Source organism: Halomonas sp. SCS19 (genome assembly GCF_040147015.1).
GTDB lineage: Bacteria > Pseudomonadota > Gammaproteobacteria > Pseudomonadales > Halomonadaceae > Halomonas > Halomonas litopenaei.
This window is the reverse complement of sequence record NZ_JAMSHN010000001.1, coordinates 2780943-2799929: the sequence shown is the minus strand read 5'-3', so window position 1 is coordinate 2799929 and position 18987 is coordinate 2780943. Positions and strand designations below refer to the sequence as shown.

Here is an 18987-nt window from a genome sequence, read left to right as displayed (position 1 = left end):
GGAGAGACCCTCGGTATTACCGCGGGCCTGAAGTAGAGAAAAGGGGGCCACGGCCCCCTTTGCGCCTGTCCGGCGTGGATCGCTCGCGCGATCGGCTGGCCCAGGCGGGCCGAAGCTTACTCGGCAGCGGCAGCGGCGGCGTCGCCTTCGCTGTCGGTCACTTCGACGAACTCATCGGGGCGACCTTCCTTCGCACGGCCACAGGCATCGGCGATGGCCTTGACGTAGATCTGGATGGCGCGGATGGAGTCATCGTTGCCCGGGATCACGTAGTCGACGCCGTCCGGATCGGAGTTGGTGTCGACCACACCGATGACCGGGATGCCCAGCTTGTTCGCCTCGTTGATGGCGATGCGCTCGTGGTCGACGTCGATCACGAACAGTGCGTCCGGCAGGCCGCCCATGTCCTTGATACCGCCGATGGAACGCTCGAGCTTGTCCTGCTCGCGGGTGGCCATCAGGACTTCTTTCTTGGTCAGCTTCTCGAAGGTGCCATCTTCGTGCATGGTTTCGAGTTCGCGCAGACGCTTGATGGACTGACGAATGGTCTTGTAGTTCGTCAGCATGCCGCCGAGCCAGCGGTGGTTGACGAACGGCTGACTCACACGGTTCGCTTCTTCCTTGATGATCTTGCTCGCGCTACGCTTGGTACCGACGAACAGGATCTTGTTGTTGGAAGCGGCCATCTTCTCGACCACATCGATCGCCTCGTTGAGCGCCGGAAGGGTATGCTCGAGGTTGATGATGTGAATCTTGTTACGAGCGCCGAAGATGAACTTGCCCATCTTCGGGTTCCAGTAACGGGTCTGGTGACCGAAGTGTGCGCCTGCCTTGAGCAGGTCACGCATATTGACGTGTGCCATGGATGACTCCTGAAAAATCGGGTTAGGCCTCCACGCACCCCATGGATCCGACCAGAGGTTTCCCTCAGGCACCCGGGACCATGTGTCGGTGCGTGTGTGTTTTCAAGGCGCGAGGCTCCGTCATGGAGACCTCTTCTACTGTTTGTCGCTCGCCAGCGGGCTATCCCGTTGCAGGCGATCGCAAGACCAGGGTCTCGACGAAAACACCAGCAAGGAACGGCGATTGCAGGAAAGCGCGCAGCTTTATACCATGGATGACCTTCGAATTGAAGTCGCCCAACGTCTCGCGCACCTCGACGCGTCCCTCCCCGGAGTCGCCGCGGTCATCGTCGCCGCGAGCCAGCGACTCGGCTCAGCCGCCTGCGCCGGGGCGACACCACCCAGACCGAGATTCCATGAACGTACCCATCAAGACGCCCGAAGAAATCGAGAAGATGCGCGAAGCCGGCCGCCAGGCCGCCAGTGTGCTGGAGATGATCGCCCCCCACGTGGAAGCCGGCGTCAGCACAGGCCACCTGGACAAGCTGTGCCACGACTACATCGTCAACGAGCTCGGCTCCACCCCGGCGCCGCTCAACTATCACGGCTTTCCCAAGTCGATCTGCACCTCTATCAACCACGTGGTCTGCCACGGCATCCCCGACGACAGCAAGAAGCTGAAGAAAGGGGACATCATGAACATGGACATCACCGTAAGGACCGCCGACGGCTACCACGGTGACTCCAGCGTGATGTTCATCATCGGCGAGACCATCCAGGGCGAACGGCTGTGCCGGGTCACCCAGGAGTGCCTCTACCGCAGCATGGCGCTGGTACGCCCTGGTGCCCGCCTGTCGGAGCTGGCCCGGGCCATCGAGAGCCACGCCAAGGCCAACGGCTATTCGGTGGTGCGTGACTTCTGCGGCCACGGCATCGGCGCCGGCTTCCACGAGGACCCCCAGGTGCTGCACTATGACGGCTACGCCCCCGAGGCGGATATCGAACTGGCCGCCGGCATGTGCTTCACCATCGAACCGATGATCAACGTCGGCGACCATCGCACCAAGGTACTGCGCGATGGCTGGACCGCCGTGACCAAGGACAAGGGGCTGACCGCCCAGTGGGAGCACACCCTGCTGGTGACCGAGACGGGGGTCGAGGTGCTGACCGCCCGTTCCGACGAAGACCTGTCCTTCCTCGAGCGCTGAGAGCCCATGCTGCTGCACCACTATCGCTTCGCACCGGAATTCGAGCTGTTCGACTTCGACGACTTCGCTCGCCAGCTCGAGGGCCAGCGCTCCCCCATCGCGCCCTTCAAGGGCGCGCTCAAGGAGATCCAGTCGCGGCTGGACGAGCGCTTCCTCGGCGGCGTCGACATCCGCGACCTGGTGCGAGGACGGGCCTGGTGCCTGGACCAGCTGCTGGCGCTGGCCTGGGCGCGCCAGCCAGGCCTGGACGATGGTGTAGCGCTACTGGCGGTGGGTGGCTACGGCCGCGGTGAGCTGCATCCTCATTCGGACATCGACCTGATGTTCCTGCTCGAGGACGACGATGACACGCCCTACCGCGAGCCGCTGACCGCCTTCATCACCTTCCTGTGGGACATCGGTCTCGAGATCGGCCACAGCGTGCGATCGCTCAACGACTGCGAGCGCGAGGCGAAGGCCGACGTCACCGTCATCACCAATCTGCTCGAGTCACGCACCCTGGCCGGCCGCGAGGCCCTGCGCCAGGCCATGCGCGAGCGCCTGTCCGGCGAGCGCATGTGGCCGGCAGACCGCTTCTTCGAGGCCAAGTGGCAGGAGCAGATCACCCGCCACTACCGCTTCAACAACTCCGAGTATCACCTCGAGCCGAACATCAAGAGCTCCCCCGGGGGGCTTCGCGATATCCAGATGATCGGCTGGGTGGCCAAGCGCCACTTCGATACCGAGTCCTACGAGGACGTGGTCGCCAAGGGCTTCATGAACGATGCCGAGCACCGCATCCTGAGCCAGGGGCAGGCCTTCCTGTGGCAGGTCCGCTACGCGCTGCACATGCTCACCGGGCGCGCCGAGGATCGGCTGCTGTTCGACCACCAGAACACCATCGCCGAGCTGTTCGGCTACCGCGACAGTCCCGAGCGCCTGGCGGTGGAACAGTTCATGAAGCGCTACTACCGCCATGTCACCGCCCTGGCCGGGCTCAACGACATGCTGCTGCAGCACTTCGACGAACAGATCCTGAGGCCCGACACCCCGATCAGCGTGACCCCGCTGAACGAGCGTTTCGAGATCGCCGGCGGCTACATCCAGGTGCGCTCGCGGACCCTGTTCCGCGACCAGCCGGCGGCGCTGCTCGAGCTGTTCTACCTGATGGCCGAGCACCCCGAGATCGAAGGCGTACGCGCCGACACCATCCGCCTGATCCGCGACCATCGCCATCTGATGGACGACCGCTACCGCAACGACCCGCGTCACCAGGCGCTGTTCATGGCGCTGTTGCGCTCCGGTGGCAATGTCGCCCGCCAGCTGCGCCGGATGAATCGCTACGGGGTGCTGGGCAAGTATCTGCCGGCCTTCGGCCAGGCGGTCGGCCTGATGCAGCACGATCTGTTCCATATCTACACCGTGGACGCCCACACCCTGCGCCTGCTGAAGTGCCTGCACGGCTTCCGCAAGCCCGAGGCGAAGAAGGAGTTCCCGGTGGCGGCGACCCTGATTCACCAGGCGCCGAAGATGGAGATCCTGTGGATCGCCGGGCTGTTCCACGACATCGGCAAGGGCCGCGGCGGCGATCATTCGCTGATCGGCGCCCGCGAGGTCGAGGACTTCGCCGAACGCCACGGGCTCAGCCAGCGTGATACCCGGCTGGTCAGCTGGCTGGTGGAAAACCACCTGCTGATGTCGATGATCGCCCAGAAGCGCGACATCACCGACCCCGAGGTGATCCGCGACTTCGCCGCCAGCGTCGGCGACGAGACCCGCCTGGACTACCTGTACATCCTCACCGTGGCCGACATTACCGCGACCAATCCCACCCTGTGGAATGGCTGGCGCGCCTCGCTGATGCGCCAGCTCCACGCCGAGACCCGGCGGGCGCTGCGGCGTGGCCTCGAGAACCCGCTGGAGCGCGCCGACTGGGTCCGCGAGACCCGCGAGGAGGCGCACTCGCTGCTGGCCACGATCGGCGCCGACATGGCGCGGGTCGACGCCCTGTGGGAGTCGCTCGGCGAGGACTTCTTCCTGCAGTACGCCTCCAGCGAGGTGGTGTGGCAGACCCAGGGCATGCTGGCCCACGCCGGCAGCGAGCTGCCGCTGATCCTGATCAACGCGCCCACCGACGACATGGCCGAGGGCGGGACCAAGGTATTTATCCATACCCGTTCGGTGGATGACCTGTTCGCCGCCACCGCCGCCGCCATGGAGCAGCTCGGGCTGTCGATCCACGACGCGCGCATCGCCACCTCGCTCAATGACTGGACGCTGAACACCTTTATCGTGCTCGATGACCACGACAAGCCGATCCGCGACGCCAGCCGCCTCGAGGAGATTCGCCGCCACCTGGTCGAAGAACTCGACGACCCGGACGACTACCCGACCATCGTCACCCGCCACACCCCGCGCCAGCTCAAGCACTTCAAGGTGGCCACCCAGGTGGCCATCGAACAGGACCCGGGTGGCGAGCGCACCCTGCTGGAGCTGACCGCACCGGACCGGCCCGGCCTGCTGGCTCGGGTCGGCAGTATCTTCATGGAGCAGGGCATCACCCTGTCGGCGGCGAAGATCGCGACCCTCGGCGAGCGCGTCGAGGACGTCTTCTACGTCACCGACCGCGAAGGCCGACCGATCACCGACCCCGAGCGCCAGCAGCAGTTGCGCGAACGGCTGATCGACGTCCTCAGTGTCTAGCGGCCCCGCCGAGCTGACCTGAATCACACAGCAGGCAAGGCGCGTCGATTTGAGGCTGGTACGCCCCTTCCCTATAATCGATGCCCGGTCGCGCCCCGCGCCGACGGCACCCACTCCCGTGATGACAACGACGCCCCAAGGGCGCGCCTGGACCCCATGAACCCTGATCTCGACGCCTTGCAACCCTACCCCTTCGAGCGCCTGGCGGCGCTGAAGGCGGACCTGACGCCACCAGCCGACCTCGCCCATCGTCCGCTGACCATTGGCGAGCCACAGCATGCGCCCTACCAGGCGGCACTCGACGCCCTGGTCCGACATCAGCATGACTTCGCCCGCTATCCGGCCATCGCCGGACTGCCCGAGCTGCGTCAGGCCATCGCCGACTGGGCCAGTAGCCGCTTCGGCCTGGACGGGCTCGACGCCGAGCACCAGGTGCTGCCGGTCAACGGTACCCGCGAGGCCATCTTCGCCTTCGTCCAGGCCTGTCTCGATCGCTCACGCCCGGCGCGGGTGGCGGTGCCCAACCCCTTCTACCAGATCTATGAAGGCGCCGCCCTGCTGGCCGGCGGCACCCCGCTGTACCTCGACTGCCGTGCCGACAACGACTTCCGCCCGGATTTCTCGGCCGTCGACGCCGACACCTGGCGCCAGGTGCAGCTGGTGTTCTTGTGTTCGCCGGGCAACCCCACCGGCGCGGTGACCCCGATCGAAGAGTTCCAGCAGTTGATCGCCCTGGCCGACGAGTACGACTTCATCATCGCCTCCGACGAGTGCTACTCGGAGCTGTACCTGGATGAGCAGGCGCCACCACCGGGACTGTTGCAGGCCGCCGCCGCCATGGGGCGCCACGACTATCACCGCTGCCTGGTGTTCCACTCGCTGTCCAAGCGTTCGAACCTGCCGGGGCTACGCTCGGGCTTCGTCGCAGGCGACGCCGAGCTGATCAGCCGCTTTCGTCGCTACCGCACCTACCACGGCTGCGCCATGGCGCTGCCGATCCAGCAGGCCTCGATCGCCGCCTGGTCCGACGAAGCCCACGTGCGCGACAACCGAGACGCCTACCGCGCCAAGTTCGCCGCGGTCACCGAGATCCTCGCACCGGTGATGGACTTTCCCGCCCCCGAGGCTAGCTTTTATCTGTGGCCAGCGGTCCCCGACGGTGACGACGCCGCCTTCACCAGGCGACTCTACGCCGAGGCCCACGTCAGCGTCCTGCCGGGCAGCTACATGGGCAGAACCGGCAGCGACGGCACCAACCCGGGCGCCGGTCGGCTGAGACTGGCACTGGTGGACGAACTGGCCCCCACTCGGGAAGCGGCCGAGCGCATTCGCGACCTGCTCGCACGCGGCTGATCCCGACCGACGCCACGACCAACGAACATTGAGGACGGGCCCCATGCTGACGCTCTACGTGATCAAGAACTGCGATACCTGCCGCAAGGCCCAGAAGGCGCTGGACGGCAGCGGCCACCCCTACCAGGTCCATGACCTGCGCGCCGATGGCGTATCGGCGGCCCTGCTCGAGCACTTCCTCGAGTCGGTGCCGGTGCTGACCCTGCTCAACAAGCGCAGCACCACCTGGCGCCAGCTACCTGACGACGACAAGAACGACGTCGACGCCAACAAGGCCCGCGAATTGATGCTCGCCAACCCGACCCTGATCAAGCGCCCGCTGCTCGACACCGGCGACGACATCCTGGTCGGCTATCGCGACGGCGACTACGACGACCTCTAATTTTTCGCCCCTCTTTGCGAATTCCAGTACCTACGAAAAGGACATACGGCATGCACAGCTTTGCACTCGGCATCGGCACCCAGAACACCCAGGGCGACTGGCTCGAGGTCTACTACCCGGCGCCGCTGCTCGCCCCCGACGCCAGCCTGGTAGAGGCCGCCGCCCGGGTACTCGACGCGCCCCAGGGCACCGCCGCCGTCAGCTTCCTGCCGGAACACTGCCAGGCCCTGGCCGACGCCCTGCGCGACGCCGGCCACCCGGAGCAGGCCGAACTGGCCGCCAGCCTCAGCGCCAGCCAGCGTCCGCTGGTGGCGACCTTCATCAGTGAGGACCTGCCGCCCCAGAGCGCCCCGGAGGTCTACCTCAAGCTGCACCTGCTGTCCCATCGCCTGGTCAAGCCGCACCAGCTCGACCTCACCGGCATGTTCGGTCTGCTGCGCAATATTGCCTGGAGCAGCGAAGGCGCCATCGACATCATCGAGCTGCCGGCACGCCGCCTCAAGGCCCGCCTGGAAGGTCGCACCCTGTCGGTGGACTGTGTCGACAAGTTCCCCAAGATGACCGACTACGTGGTGCCCAATGGCGTGCGCATCGCCGACACCGCACGGGTGCGTCTGGGCGCCTACCTGGGCGAGGGCACCACGGTGATGCACGAGGGCTTCGTCAACTTCAACGCCGGCACCGAAGGCCCGGGCATGATCGAGGGCCGTATCTCGGCCGGCGTGGTGGTCGGCAAGGGCTCCGACCTGGGCGGTGGCTGTTCCACCATGGGTACCCTGTCAGGTGGCGGCAACATCATCATCTCGGTGGGTGAAGGCTGCCTGATCGGCGCCAACGCCGGTATCGGTATCCCGCTGGGCGACCGCTGCACCGTCGAGGCCGGGCTCTACATCACCGCCGGCGCCAAGGTCACCCTGCTCGATGACCAGGGCCAGGAAGTACGCACCCTGGCGGCCCGCGAACTGGCCGGCCAGGACGATCTGCTGCTGCGTCGCAACTCGACCAACGGCCGTATCGAGTGCCTGACCAACAAGAGCGCCATCGCCCTCAACGAAGCGCTGCACGCCCACAATTGATCCCGAGCGCGGCGGCCCTGGCCGCCGCCTTTCTTCGAGACCGCTATGCCGACTACCGACTTGCCTGCACCGACCGACGCCCCCGCGACCACCGAGACACTCTCGCCCACCCTGGAGCTTGCCCTCGAGCTGTTGCGGCGTCCTTCGGTAACTCCGGACGACATGGGCTGCCAGGCGCTGATGATCGAACGCCTCGAGCGCCTGGGCTTCAACATCGAGTCGCTGCCCTTCGGCGAAGTGGAAAACTTCTGGGCGGTGCACGGTCACCACGGCCCGGTGCTGGCCTTCGCCGGCCACACCGACGTGGTACCCACCGGACCCGAGCACCAGTGGCAGACCCCGCCCTTTGCCCCGATCATCGATGACGACGGCATGCTGCGCGGTCGCGGCGCCGCCGACATGAAAGGCAGTCTGGCCGCCATGGTCACGGCGGTGGAGCGCTTTGTCAGCGCCCACCCCGATCACCCCGGACGCATCGCCTTTCTGATCACCGCCGACGAGGAAGGCCCGGCGGTGGACGGCACTCGTGCGGTGGTCGAGCACCTGCGCGAGCGCAACGAACGCCTCGACTACTGCATCGTCGGCGAGCCTTCCTCCACCGAGCGCCTGGGCGACGTGATCAAGAACGGCCGGCGCGGCTCGCTGGGCGGCGTACTCAAGGTCCGCGGCATCCAGGGCCACGTGGCCTATCCTCACCTGGCGCGTAACCCGATTCACCAGATCGCGCCGGCGCTGGACGCCCTCGCCAACGAACACTGGGATGCCGGCAACGACTGCTTTCCTGCCACCAGCTTCCAGATCTCGAACCTGCGCGCCGGCACCGGTGCCACCAATGTGATCCCGGGCGAGGTCGAGGCCACCTTCAACTTCCGTTTCTCCACCGAGACCACCGACGCCGAGTTGCGCGAGCGCACCGAGGCTATCCTGCGTGGCTTCGACCTGGACTTCGAGATCGACTGGACGCTCAACGGCCAGCCCTTCCTGACCCGCGAAGGGGCGCTGGTCGACGCCGCCGTGGCCGGCGTCCGCGACGTCACCGGCACCACCCCGGTGCTGTCCACCTCCGGCGGTACTTCCGACGGGCGCTTCATCGCCACCCTAGGCGCCCAGGTGGTGGAACTTGGCCCGCTCAACGCCACCATCCACAAGGTCGACGAGCGCGTGCGCGCCGCGGACCTGGATGACCTGAGCCGGGTCTACGAAGCCATCCTGACGCGGCTGTTCGCCGACGCAAGGAGCTGAAGTGATGACCGAGCGCTACCCGGATATCGAGATCTATCTTGGCGTGGCCAGCGCCGAGCGCATCGGCGAGTGGCTCGGCGCCACCCTGAATGCCCCGCCGCTGACCCCCTGCGGCAAGCTCAAGTGGCGCACCGAAGGTCACCTCGATGGTGCCGACATTCCCGTGTTGCTGGTCGGCAAGGCCGCCGATGGCTTCGCCAGCCTGTGGCTCGACAGCGGCCAGTCCCCCTGGCCCACCGACGCCGACTTCGCCAGGGCGGCCGCCCTGGCGCTGGACTGCGAGGTGCGCTGCTCGCTGGGCGGCTGGCAGCCCGGCGACGACCCCGACCGCTTCCTGCAGGTGTTACCCGACGGCAGCGAATCGGCCATCGACTGGCCCGACTCGGGACACTGACGAGGTGCTCCCAGCTGGGCCCTGAAAAGGGTCCTGCAACGGGCGCAGAGCCGGGCACTGGGATGGGCACAGAAACGGATACTGAGCCGGGCGCAGAGACAGACCCGCGGCGCCACAAACGACGACGCCCCGCACTAGGCGGGGCGTCGTGGCAATGGCGAGAGCATCGCGCTCAGGTGATGACGGTGACGTCGTCGGCCTGCAGACCGCGCTCGTTCTCGATCACGTAGTAGCGTACTCTCTGGCCTTCGGCCAGGGTGCGATGGCCCCGGCCGCGGATGGCACGGAAGTGAACAAAGACGTCCTCGCCCCCGTCACGGGTGATGAAGCCGTAGCCCTTGTTGACATTGAACCACTTGACCTCGCCGATCTCGCGATCGTCATCCTCGACCTCGGCCAGGTTGACCAGCCTTGGCGTCAGGGCATTGAGGGCCAGGGTGGCTACCAGCAACACGCCAAAGACCGCTCCGGCAGCGGCAAGGTAGCCATGCAGCAGTGCCTCCTCGGCGATGGCGCCGTGCAACTCCTCGACGGACAGCCCGGTCACCAGGCTGACGGCAAGAGCAATCAGCAGCGGTGCAGGCGCGGCCAACAGCAGACTGATCACACAACAACGAACGAATACCCTTTTTTTCATGGACGTGAAAAACTCTCTTCTTATGGTGAAAACAGGTGGAATGACCATGGGATCCGCGGCCATGCACGATACACAGACGAGATCCTTCCGCCACGACTTCTCGAAAAAAGCCCAAGGCAGGCAGTTGACACGATGAACAGTGACACACCGCAACATGAGTCTATCACGGGTATTGACAAGTCGTCCGCCGATCTAGCAAAGCGTGTCGAAGAACTGGAGAGCCGTCTGGCCTACCAGGAACACTGGCTGGACAGCCTGGACGCCACCATCGCCGGCCAGGAGCGCCGAATGATGGAGCTGGAACGCATCAATCGCCTGATGCAGGAAAGGCTACGCGAACTGGCGGCCAGCAACGACCGCGGACTGGGCGATGCCCCCGGCCCCGAGGACGAGTTGCCGCCACACTATTGAGGCGCGGCCCGGCGGACAGGACAGTACTGCTCCGCCGCTGCCCCCCCCCCCCGGCGGATGCCATCAACAAGAACACCGCCAGGCATTTGCCTGGCGGTGTTTTTTGTATCAGATCGATATCGATGCTGCCAGCGGTGCAGTTGTAGTGAGCCTGACGATAGCCTCAGTCGAGGCTGTCCAGATATCGCGCCTGACGATAGCGTCAGTCGAGGCTGTCCAGATAACGCTCCACGTCCAGCGCCGCCATGCAGCCGCTGCCGGCTGAGGTGATCGCCTGACGATAGACGTGATCCATGACGTCGCCGGCGGCGAACACACCGGGCACGCTGGTGGCGGTGGCGTTGCCCTCGAGGCCTGACTTGACCTTGATATAGCCGCCTGCCATCTCGAGCTGGCCCTCGAAGATGCCGGTGTTGGGGCTATGACCGATGGCGATGAACACGCCGGGTGCGGTGATCTCGCGGGTCGAACCGTCCTCGACCGCCTTGAGCCGCGCACCGGTGACCCCGGTGTTGTCCCCCAGCACCTCGTCCAGAGTGTGGTTCCAGATCAGTTCGACGTTGCCGTTCTCGGCCTTCTCGAACAGCTTGTCCTGCAGAATCTTCTCCGCCCTGAGGCTGTCGCGGCGGTGCACCAGGGTGACCTTGGAGGCGATATTGGACAGGTAAAGCGCCTCTTCCACGGCGGTGTTGCCGCCGCCCACCACGATCACTTCCTGATTGCGATAGAAGAAGCCGTCGCAGGTGGCGCAGGCCGACACGCCCTGGCCCATGAACTGCTGCTCCGAGGGCAGCCCCAGGTAGCGCGCACTGGCCCCGGTAGCAATGATCAGGGCGTCGCAGGTGTAGGTGCCGTTGTCGCCCTTCAAGGTGAAGGGACGTTCGCGCAGTTCCACCTCGTGGATATGGTCGAACAGCACCTCGGTATCGAATCGCTCGGCGTGACGGCGCATGCGCTCCATCAGCTCCGGCCCCTGGACACCGGCGTCGTCGCCTGGCCAGTTGTCCACGTCGGTGGTGGTGGTCAACTGACCGCCTGTCTGCATGCCGGTGATCAACAGCGGCTTGAGATTGGCCCGCGCAGCGTAGACCGCCGCACTGTAGCCGGCAGGCCCCGAGCCCAGGATGATCAGACGTTCGTGGCGCACTTCGCTCATGGCTACCTCACAAGACTAACTTGACTAAGCCGGGGGCTCCCCTGGGGGGCCGCGACGCTAAAGGAAAATGGATTCGATGATGACGGCGACGCAGCGTCGTCATGAGCCAATCCACCCGGAACTCGGGTCGGCAGGGTGCGGTCTGCCGCGCAACGGTCTGTCGCGACTGGCCAGCACACCAGCATGCCGAGAATATACGCAACGGGGCGGCCAGGCCGCCCCGTCGTGACACTGCTCGGGCTGTCCCGAGTCGGCTCACCTGGCGGTGAGCGCTGGCAGCGTCTTACAGCTCGCTGGAGTGAGTACCCAGGTACTTGGCGACACCTTCAGCGGTATCCTTCATGCCTTCCTGGCCTTCGTCCCAGCCAGCCGGGCAGACTTCGCCGTGCTTCTGGTGGTGCTGCAGGGCCTTGACCATACGCACCATCTCATCGACGTTGCGGCCCAGCGGCAGGTTGTTGACCACCTGATGCTGCACCACGCCATCCTCGTCGATCAGGAAGGAGGCGCGCAGGGCGACACCGGCTTCCGGATGCTCGATGCCGTACGCCTGGGTAATCTCGTGCTTGACGTCGGCCACGATCGGGAAGCCGACCTCACCGATACCACCGGCGTCCGGGCTGGTCTTGCGCCAGGCGTAGTGGGTGAACTGGGAATCGATGGAGACACCGATCACCTCGACACCCAGATCCTTGAACTGCGCCAGACGGTTGTCATGGGCGATGATCTCGGACGGGCACACGAAGGTGAAGTCCAGCGGCCAGAAGAACAGCACGCGCAGCTTGCCGTTGCTGTCGGACAGCTTGAAGTTCTCGACGATTTCGCCGTTGCCGGTGACGGCGGCGGCTTCGAAATCGGGAGCTTGACGTCCTACCAGTACGCTCATGAAAGTCTCCTTGGAGTAGTGAAACGTGAGGGTTCAAGAATCAGAGGCAAATACCGGATGTCACCCTAGGCCAGCGAACCACACCGGGCCAATCGACCTGGGCCATCGACCCGATAGTCGCCGGCTATTGTCACCCGACGGCGATGACGTCGCAATGACGCCGTCATCGACATCCGCCAGGCTCGAATGAGATCGTTACGCGGCCCACAGCGGCGCATGACACTTCCATCACATGAGCCCTGTCACATGACCTCGTCATCGTCGCCGGCGACCACCGAGACGATATCCTCGGTCACCGCATCCACCTCGATACGGTAGTGGATCGGCGCACAGCACTGAGGGCAGTCTTCCCAGGTCTCGTGGCTGCCCTGGGAGGTGTCCACCACCAGCTCGATATGGGCATCGCAGTAGGGGCAATCAAGCGGCCAGCTCGGCAGCGTCTGTTCGTGCACGATGCACCTCCCCTCTGGTCGCGATCGACGTGAACCTTCACCATGGGGGTGACCCGACAGCCTTTCAAGGCGTGATCCGGCATCCGTTTACACGTCAACGGTTGAAGAACACAACTATGATGACCAAGTACCACTACTAGTACCACCAAGGGATCGATATTGGCCCCGCGCCGATCCCAGCGAACCTGGACCGTTCGATTCAATGCCTCAGGAGGACAGCATGAGTAGCGATTCCCTACCGGATACCCGTCGCACGCTAGATGTAGGCGGGACTCAGTACGACTTCTACAGCCTGGCCCAGGCTGCCGAGGACCTTGGCGATATTCAGCGTCTGCCGATGACGCTCAAGGTACTGCTGGAAAACCAGCTACGCTTTGCCGACGATGAGAGCGTGTCCAGAGACGACCTTCAGGCGCTGGTGGACTGGCAGAAGGAAGGCCGCTCGGACCGCGAGATCGGCTACCGTCCCGCCCGCGTGCTGATGCAGGACTTCACCGGCGTGCCGGGGGTGGTCGACTTGGCCTCGATGCGTGCCGCGGTGGAGAAACTCGGTGAGCAACCGTCGAAGATCAACCCGCTGTCGCCGGTCGATCTGGTCATCGACCACTCGGTGATGGTCGACAAGTACGGCGACCCGTCCGCCTTCAAGGACAACGTGGCGCTGGAGATGGAGCGCAACCGCGAGCGCTACGAGTTCCTGCGCTGGGGCCAGCAGGCCTTCGACAACTTCCGCGTGGTGCCGCCGGGCACCGGCATCTGCCACCAGGTCAACCTGGAGTACCTGGGCAAGACGGTGTGGACCCGGGAAGAGGACGGCAAGACCCTGGCCTACCCGGATACCCTGGTCGGCACCGACTCCCACACCACCATGATCAACGGCCTCGGCGTACTCGGCTGGGGTGTCGGCGGTATCGAGGCCGAGGCCGCCATGCTCGGCCAGCCGGTGTCGATGCTGATCCCCGAGGTCATCGGCTTCAAGCTGACCGGCAAGCTCAGAGAAGGCATCACCGCCACCGACCTGGTACTCACCGTCACCGAGATGCTGCGCAAGAAAGGCGTGGTCGGGAAGTTCGTCGAGTTCTACGGCGACGGCCTCAAGGACCTGCCCCTGGCCGACCGCGCCACCATCGCCAACATGGCCCCGGAGTACGGCGCCACCTGCGGCTTCTTCCCGGTGGACGACGAGACCTTGAACTACATGCGGCTGTCCGGCCGCGACGACGACCAGATCGCCCTGGTCGAGGCCTACTCCAAGGAGCAGGGCCTGTGGCGCGAACCCGGCCACGAGCCGATCTTCAGCGACACCCTGGGACTCGACATGGGTGACGTCGAGGCCAGCCTCGCCGGTCCCAAGCGGCCCCAGGACCGTGTCGCCCTGAGCCAGCTCGCCACCACCTTCGAAAAACTGATGGAGGACGAGGGCAAGTCGGCCAAGGACAGCCGCGACGACAAGATGGGCTCCGAGGGCGGCCAGACCGCGGTCGGCGTCGAGCGCAGCTATCGTCACGCCGACAGCCAGGACGTCAACTACAAGGGCGAGGACTTCAGCCTGGACCCCGGCGCGGTGGTCATCGCTGCCATCACCTCGTGCACCAACACCTCGAACCCCAGCGTGATGATGGCTGCAGGCCTCTTGGCCCGCAAGGCCAAGGAGAAGGGCCTGGCGACCAAGCCCTGGGTCAAGACCTCGCTGGCTCCCGGCTCCAAGGTGGTCACCGAATACCTGGCCGCCGCCGGCCTGCAGGACGACCTCAACGCCCTGGGCTTCAATCTGGTGGGCTATGGCTGCACCACCTGCATCGGCAACTCGGGCCCGCTGCCCGAGCCGATCGAGGATGCGGTCAAGACCGGCGACCTGACGGTGGCCTCGGTACTGTCCGGCAACCGCAACTTCGAAGGCCGGGTGCACCCGCTGGTGAAGACCAACTGGTTGGCCTCACCGCCCCTGGTGGTGGCCTTCGCCCTGGCCGGCAATGTGCGCTGCGACCTGGACAATGACCCCATCGGTGAAGGTAGCGACGGCGAGCCGGTCTACCTCAAGGACATCTGGCCCACCCAGGCCGAGGTCGCCGAGGCGGTGGAGAAGGTCAACACCGAGATGTTCCGCAAAGAATACGCCGCGGTGTTCGACGGCGACGAGGTGTGGAAGGCCATCAAGGTGCCGGAAAGCGAGGTCTACGAGTGGGACGACAACTCGACCTACATCCAGCACCCGCCCTTCTTCGAGGGCATGGGCAAGGAGCCGTCCAAGGTCGAGGACGTCAAGGACGCCCATGTACTGGCCATGCTCGGCGACAGCGTGACCACCGACCACATCTCGCCGGCCGGCGCGATCAAGCCCGACAGCCCGGCGGGCCGCTACCTGCAGGAGAACGGCGTCAAGCCGGTGGACTTCAACTCCTACGGCTCGCGGCGCGGCAACCACGAGGTGATGATGCGCGGCACCTTCGCCAACGTGCGCATCCAGAACGAGATGCTCGATGGCGTGGTCGGTGGCGAGACTCGCCACGTGCCCAGCGGCGAACAGATGGCGATCTACGACGCCGCCATGAAGTACCAGGAGGAAGGCACCCCCCTGGTGGTGGTGGCCGGCAAGGAGTACGGCACCGGCTCCTCCCGCGACTGGGCGGCCAAGGGCACCCTGCTGCTCGGCGTGCGCGCCGTGCTGGCGGAGTCCTACGAGCGCATCCACCGCTCCAACCTGATCGGCATGGGCGTGGTACCGCTGCAGTTCCCCGAAGGAGAGGATCGCAAGTCACTCGGCATGACCGGCGACGAGACGGTCTCCATCGAGGGCCTCGACAGCCTCGAGCCGGGCGGCAAGGTCAAGGTGACCATCAAGGGCGACAAGGGTGAGAAGACCCTCGACGCCCTGTGTCGCATCGACACCGCCAACGAGCTCGAGTACTACCGCCACGGCGGCATCCTGCACTATGTGCTGCGCAAGATGATCGGCGCCGCCTGATCACCCGGCGGGCCCAGGCCCGCCACACAGACGGCCGGCGCATCGCACTGGCCGTCACACCGAGACCTCGCCCACCGGCGAGGTCTTTTTTTGTGCGAATCTTGTTTTCTACTCCATCTACAGACCCTTCAGCGCAGCGCTTGAGCGACCGCATCTATTGCTACCCGCCTGTGTTGCTACCCGACTGCGCCTCACGCCAGCAAATAAAAACCCCGCCTTGTGGCGGGGTTCCGTGATCGCTTGAGCGCGCAGATGCCTAGAAGGCGCGGCGACGATAGTCGCGATAGTTGGGCATCCAGCAGCTCTTTTCGATGTCGCGGCGCAGCTTGGTACCGTCGCTCTTGAGCGCCACGCCCTCGTGCTGGGCCTGGGCCGCCACGTCGAAGGCGATCGACTTGGAGATATCGCGGATGCGCGACAGCGCCGGCAGCATGGCACCCTCGCCCTCCTTGACGATCGGTGCCTCCCGGGCCAGAGCCCGTGAGGCCGCCATCAGCATCGCATCGGTGACGCGGCGTGCACCGCTTGCCACCACCCCGAGGCCGATCCCCGGGAAGATGTAGGCGTTGTTGCACTGGGCGATGGGAATGCGACGACCATTGATCTCGACCGGGGCGAAGGGACTGCCGGTGGCCACCAGGGCGTCGCCGTTGGTCCACTCGAGCACGTCGGAGGGGATCGCTTCGGCCCGAGAAGTGGGGTTGGACAGCGGCATGATCAGCGGCATCTTGCAGTTGGCGTGCATCGCCTTGACCACCGCCTCGGTGAAGATACCCTTCTGGCCACAGACGCCGAGCAGCACCGTCGGCTGAACCTGCTTGACCACCTCGAGCAGGTCCTGACCTTCCCAGCCCTCGACCATACCGGCCGGGTGGGCAAGGCGGCGCTGGAAGTCACGCAGCCAGGTCTGGTCGTCCGTCACCAGGCCCTCGCGATCGACCATGTAGACCCGCTCGCGGGCCTGGGACTCGGTCAGGCCTTCGGCCATCATCGCCACCACCACCATCTCGGCGATGCCGCAGCCGGCGGAGCCGGCGCCGACGAACACCACCCGCTGACGGGCCATGCCCTCGCCACGGGCCTGGCAGGCCGCCATCAGGGTGCCGACGCAGACCGCAGCGGTGCCCTGGACGTCATCATTGAAGCAGCATAGCTCGTCGCGATAGCGCTCCAGCAGCGGCATGGCGTTGGCCTGGGCAAAGTCCTCGAACTGCAGCAGTACCTTGGGCCAGCGCCGCTTCACCGCCTGCATGAAGGCATCGATGAACTCGTCGTATTCTTCCTGGCTGATACGCGGGTGGCGCCAGCCCATGTAGCGCGGGTCGTCCAGCAACTGCTGGTTGTTGGTACCGACGTCGAGCATTATCGGCAGAGTATTGGCCGGGCTGATGCCGCCACAGGCGGTGTACAGCGACAGCTTGCCGATGGGGATGCCCATGCCGCCGATGCCCTGGTCACCGAGGCCGAGGATGCGCTCGCCGTCGGTGACCACGATCACCTTGACGTTGTCCTTGGTGGCGCTGCGCAGGATGTCGTCCATGTACTCGCGGTCGGGGTAGGAGATGAACAGCCCCCGGTGGTTGCGATAGATATTGGAGAACTCCTCACAGGCCTTGCCGACCGTGGGGGTGTAGATGATCGGCAGCATCTCCTCGAGATGCTCGGAGACGAGGCGGAAGAACAGCGTCTCGTTGTCGTCCTGGATCGCCCGCAGGTAGATATGGCGGTCCAGGTCATTCTGGCACTGCTGGTACTGGTGGTAGGCACGCTCGACCTGTTCGTCGATGGTCTCGACGTTCTGCGGCAAGAGGCCGATCAGGTTGAACTGCAGGCGCTCCTTCTGGGTGAAGGCGCTGCCCTTGTTGAGCAGCGGCATCTCCAGCAGAGAGGGTCCAGCGTAGGGAATATAGAGGGGACGCTTGGGTTCTGTGCTCATCTCTCGTCTCGTTTGGTGACTCGGTCAAGGGACTCTGGCGAGTCCGGGCACTCTTCTCGGTACCCTTGGGGAAACACTGACGACATCGCCCGTGCGCGATGCACCGGGCTCAGGCGGCGCCTGCCTGACAAGGCGTTATACCATTCTTCCTTTGTGCCCACTCTAGCACGCCGTCGAGAAAGCCCCGCAAAAGCGGGCCCTCAACGCAGGGCCCATGCGCACTTTAGCTCAGACAAGAGCGACTCGACGATGAGACGCGTAGGAAACGGCTCAAACGAAGCGACCAAGCCCCGCGGCGACACGCAGTCGATCCATCAGCGGAGCAGCCTCGGCACGAGCACGCTCGGCCCCTTGAAGCAGCACCGTCTCGATATGGCCCGGATCTTCCATCAGCGCCTGGTAACGCTCACGCGGGGCGCGCAGCTGTTCGTTGAGGTGTTCGAAGACCCGGTTCTTGGCGTCCCCCCAGCCGATGCCCGCGGCGTAGTCATCACGCATGGCCTGGGTTTCCTCGGCGCTGGCGAAGGCCGAATAGATCTGGAACAGGGTGCAGGTGTCGGGATCCTTGGGCTCGCCGGGCTCCAGCGAGTTGGTCTTGATCTTGCGCACCAGCTTGAGCAGCTTCTTTTCCGGCACGAACAGCGGGATGGTGTTGTTGTAGCTCTTGGACATCTTGCGACCGTCGAGGCCACCCAATACCTGGACCCGCTCGTCCACCACCGCCTCGGGCAGGGTGAAGAAGTCACCCTTGTAGAGATGATTGAAGCGCCCGGCCATGTCTCGGGCCATCTCGATATGCTGGATCTGGTCGCGTCCCACCGGCACCTTGTTGGCCTGGAACATCAGGATGTCGGCGGCCATCAGCACCGGATAGCCGAACAGACCCATGGTGACACCCTTGTCCGGATCCTGGTTGCCGGCTTCGTCGTTCTCCGCCACCGCCGCCTTGTAGGCGTGGGCGCGGTTCATCAGGCCCTTGGCACAGACGCAGGACAGCATCCAGGTCAGCTCGGGAATCTCGGGGATATCGGACTGGCGATAGAAGATGGCGTTGTCGGTGTCCAGCCCCAGCGCCATCCAGGTCGCGGCGATCTCGAGGCGCGACTGCTGGACCCGCTGCGGGTCCTGACACTTGATCAGCGCGTGCAGATCGGCGAGGAAGTAGTAGGACTGCACGTTGGGATCGAGGCTGGCCTCGATCGCCGGCTTGATGGCCCCGACGTAGTTGCCCAGATGGGGGGTACCGGTGGTGGTGATACCGGTCAGCACCCGGGTCTTGTCGGAAGCGGTGGTCGTTGCGGACATGGACGGCACTCTAGTATCGGCAAATGCCCGCTATGGTAACGCCAAGGCCTGTGGATGGCG

16 protein-coding genes are annotated in these 18987 nt (G+C 65.2%); 9 read left to right on the top strand and 7 right to left on the bottom strand.

The window, feature by feature from the left end:
* Positions 1 to 116: 116 nt before the first annotated feature.
* Positions 117 to 863, bottom strand: coding sequence for a 30S ribosomal protein S2 (gene rpsB / locus NFH97_RS12290; protein ID WP_045991186.1), 747 nt, complete (start codon positions 861 to 863; stop codon positions 117 to 119).
* Between the two features lie 395 nt (positions 864 to 1258).
* Here rpsB and map point away from each other — a divergent pair, with 395 nt between their 5' ends.
* From map to NFH97_RS12255, 7 genes are all read left to right on the top strand, one after another.
* The gene (gene map / locus NFH97_RS12285) at positions 1259 to 2050 is read left to right on the top strand and encodes a type I methionyl aminopeptidase (RefSeq protein ID WP_045991187.1); all 792 of its coding nucleotides are present in this window, start codon (positions 1259 to 1261) and stop codon (positions 2048 to 2050) included.
* 6 nt (positions 2051 to 2056) lie between these two features.
* Positions 2057 to 4732 (top strand): [protein-PII] uridylyltransferase, encoded by a 2676-nt coding sequence (locus NFH97_RS12280; protein WP_349624875.1) that lies wholly within the window; start codon positions 2057 to 2059, stop codon positions 4730 to 4732.
* Between the two features lie 156 nt (positions 4733 to 4888).
* Positions 4889 to 6085: a succinyldiaminopimelate transaminase gene (dapC, locus tag NFH97_RS12275; RefSeq protein ID WP_124803484.1), complete on the top strand. Its 1197-nt coding sequence runs from the start codon at positions 4889 to 4891 to the stop codon at positions 6083 to 6085.
* 43 nt (positions 6086 to 6128) lie between these two features.
* Positions 6129 to 6467, top strand: coding sequence for an arsenate reductase (locus NFH97_RS12270; protein ID WP_108132280.1), 339 nt, complete (start codon positions 6129 to 6131; stop codon positions 6465 to 6467).
* A 50-nt stretch (positions 6468 to 6517) separates the two neighbouring features.
* Complete coding sequence (gene dapD, locus NFH97_RS12265) at positions 6518 to 7543, top strand: 2,3,4,5-tetrahydropyridine-2,6-dicarboxylate N-succinyltransferase (RefSeq protein ID WP_108132279.1); 1026 nt, start codon at positions 6518 to 6520, stop codon at positions 7541 to 7543.
* A 45-nt stretch (positions 7544 to 7588) separates the two neighbouring features.
* Positions 7589 to 8785 carry a succinyl-diaminopimelate desuccinylase gene (gene dapE / locus NFH97_RS12260; protein ID WP_045991192.1) on the top strand — a complete coding sequence of 399 codons (1197 nt, stop codon included), beginning with the start codon at positions 7589 to 7591 and terminating at the stop codon, positions 8783 to 8785.
* Between the two features lie 4 nt (positions 8786 to 8789).
* On the top strand, positions 8790 to 9179 hold the full coding sequence (locus NFH97_RS12255) for a hypothetical protein (RefSeq protein WP_349624874.1): 390 nt from the start codon (positions 8790 to 8792) through the stop codon (positions 9177 to 9179).
* Positions 9180 to 9351: 172 nt separating this feature from the next.
* Here the strand turns inward: NFH97_RS12255 and NFH97_RS12250 are convergent, their stop codons facing one another.
* Positions 9352 to 9816: a cold-shock protein gene (locus NFH97_RS12250; protein ID WP_045991194.1), complete on the bottom strand. Its 465-nt coding sequence runs from the start codon at positions 9814 to 9816 to the stop codon at positions 9352 to 9354.
* Positions 9817 to 9948: 132 nt separating this feature from the next.
* Between NFH97_RS12250 and NFH97_RS12245 the strand changes: the two genes are divergently transcribed.
* Positions 9949 to 10227 carry a SlyX family protein gene (locus NFH97_RS12245; RefSeq protein ID WP_181248591.1) on the top strand — a complete coding sequence of 93 codons (279 nt, stop codon included), beginning with the start codon at positions 9949 to 9951 and terminating at the stop codon, positions 10225 to 10227.
* Positions 10228 to 10429: 202 nt separating this feature from the next.
* Here the strand turns inward: NFH97_RS12245 and trxB are convergent, their stop codons facing one another.
* The 3 genes from trxB to NFH97_RS12230 form a co-directional block, all read right to left on the bottom strand.
* The gene (gene trxB / locus NFH97_RS12240) at positions 10430 to 11383 is read right to left on the bottom strand and encodes a thioredoxin-disulfide reductase (protein ID WP_045991195.1); all 954 of its coding nucleotides are present in this window, start codon (positions 11381 to 11383) and stop codon (positions 10430 to 10432) included.
* Between the two features lie 283 nt (positions 11384 to 11666).
* The gene (locus NFH97_RS12235) at positions 11667 to 12269 is read right to left on the bottom strand and encodes a peroxiredoxin (protein ID WP_045991196.1); all 603 of its coding nucleotides are present in this window, start codon (positions 12267 to 12269) and stop codon (positions 11667 to 11669) included.
* Positions 12270 to 12511: 242 nt separating this feature from the next.
* Complete coding sequence (locus NFH97_RS12230; RefSeq protein WP_045991197.1) at positions 12512 to 12721, bottom strand: zinc ribbon domain-containing protein; 210 nt, start codon at positions 12719 to 12721, stop codon at positions 12512 to 12514.
* A 220-nt stretch (positions 12722 to 12941) separates the two neighbouring features.
* Here NFH97_RS12230 and acnA point away from each other — a divergent pair, with 220 nt between their 5' ends.
* Positions 12942 to 15686: an aconitate hydratase AcnA gene (gene acnA / locus NFH97_RS12225; protein ID WP_045991198.1), complete on the top strand. Its 2745-nt coding sequence runs from the start codon at positions 12942 to 12944 to the stop codon at positions 15684 to 15686.
* A gap of 256 nt (positions 15687 to 15942) precedes the next feature.
* Here acnA and NFH97_RS12220 read toward each other — a convergent pair whose 3' ends face one another.
* Both NFH97_RS12220 and trpS read right to left on the bottom strand, forming a co-directional pair.
* Complete coding sequence (locus tag NFH97_RS12220) at positions 15943 to 17622, bottom strand: NAD-dependent malic enzyme (RefSeq protein ID WP_108132277.1); 1680 nt, start codon at positions 17620 to 17622, stop codon at positions 15943 to 15945.
* A 270-nt stretch (positions 17623 to 17892) separates the two neighbouring features.
* Positions 17893 to 18927: a tryptophan--tRNA ligase gene (trpS, locus tag NFH97_RS12215; protein ID WP_045991200.1), complete on the bottom strand. Its 1035-nt coding sequence runs from the start codon at positions 18925 to 18927 to the stop codon at positions 17893 to 17895.
* Positions 18928 to 18987: the final 60 nt, after the last annotated feature.

Coding starts and splice junctions, on each gene's coding strand:
- NFH97_RS12245 (WP_181248591.1), top strand. CDS start 9,949: ATGAACAGTGACACACCGCAACATGAGTCTATCACGGGTATTGACAAG.
- NFH97_RS12255 (WP_349624874.1), top strand. CDS start 8,790: ATGACCGAGCGCTACCCGGATATCGAGATCTATCTTGGCGTGGCCAGC.
- dapC (WP_124803484.1), top strand. CDS start 4,889: ATGAACCCTGATCTCGACGCCTTGCAACCCTACCCCTTCGAGCGCCTG.
- NFH97_RS12270 (WP_108132280.1), top strand. CDS start 6,129: ATGCTGACGCTCTACGTGATCAAGAACTGCGATACCTGCCGCAAGGCC.
- NFH97_RS12280 (WP_349624875.1), top strand. CDS start 2,057: ATGCTGCTGCACCACTATCGCTTCGCACCGGAATTCGAGCTGTTCGAC.
- dapD (WP_108132279.1), top strand. CDS start 6,518: ATGCACAGCTTTGCACTCGGCATCGGCACCCAGAACACCCAGGGCGAC.
- NFH97_RS12250 (WP_045991194.1), bottom strand. CDS start 9,816: ATGAAAAAAAGGGTATTCGTTCGTTGTTGTGTGATCAGTCTGCTGTTG.
- NFH97_RS12220 (WP_108132277.1), bottom strand. CDS start 17,622: ATGAGCACAGAACCCAAGCGTCCCCTCTATATTCCCTACGCTGGACCC.
- acnA (WP_045991198.1), top strand. CDS start 12,942: ATGAGTAGCGATTCCCTACCGGATACCCGTCGCACGCTAGATGTAGGC.
- map (WP_045991187.1), top strand. CDS start 1,259: ATGAACGTACCCATCAAGACGCCCGAAGAAATCGAGAAGATGCGCGAA.
- NFH97_RS12235 (WP_045991196.1), bottom strand. CDS start 12,269: ATGAGCGTACTGGTAGGACGTCAAGCTCCCGATTTCGAAGCCGCCGCC.
- trxB (WP_045991195.1), bottom strand. CDS start 11,383: ATGAGCGAAGTGCGCCACGAACGTCTGATCATCCTGGGCTCGGGGCCT.
- dapE (WP_045991192.1), top strand. CDS start 7,589: ATGCCGACTACCGACTTGCCTGCACCGACCGACGCCCCCGCGACCACC.
- trpS (WP_045991200.1), bottom strand. CDS start 18,927: ATGTCCGCAACGACCACCGCTTCCGACAAGACCCGGGTGCTGACCGGT.
- rpsB (WP_045991186.1), bottom strand. CDS start 863: ATGGCACACGTCAATATGCGTGACCTGCTCAAGGCAGGCGCACACTTC.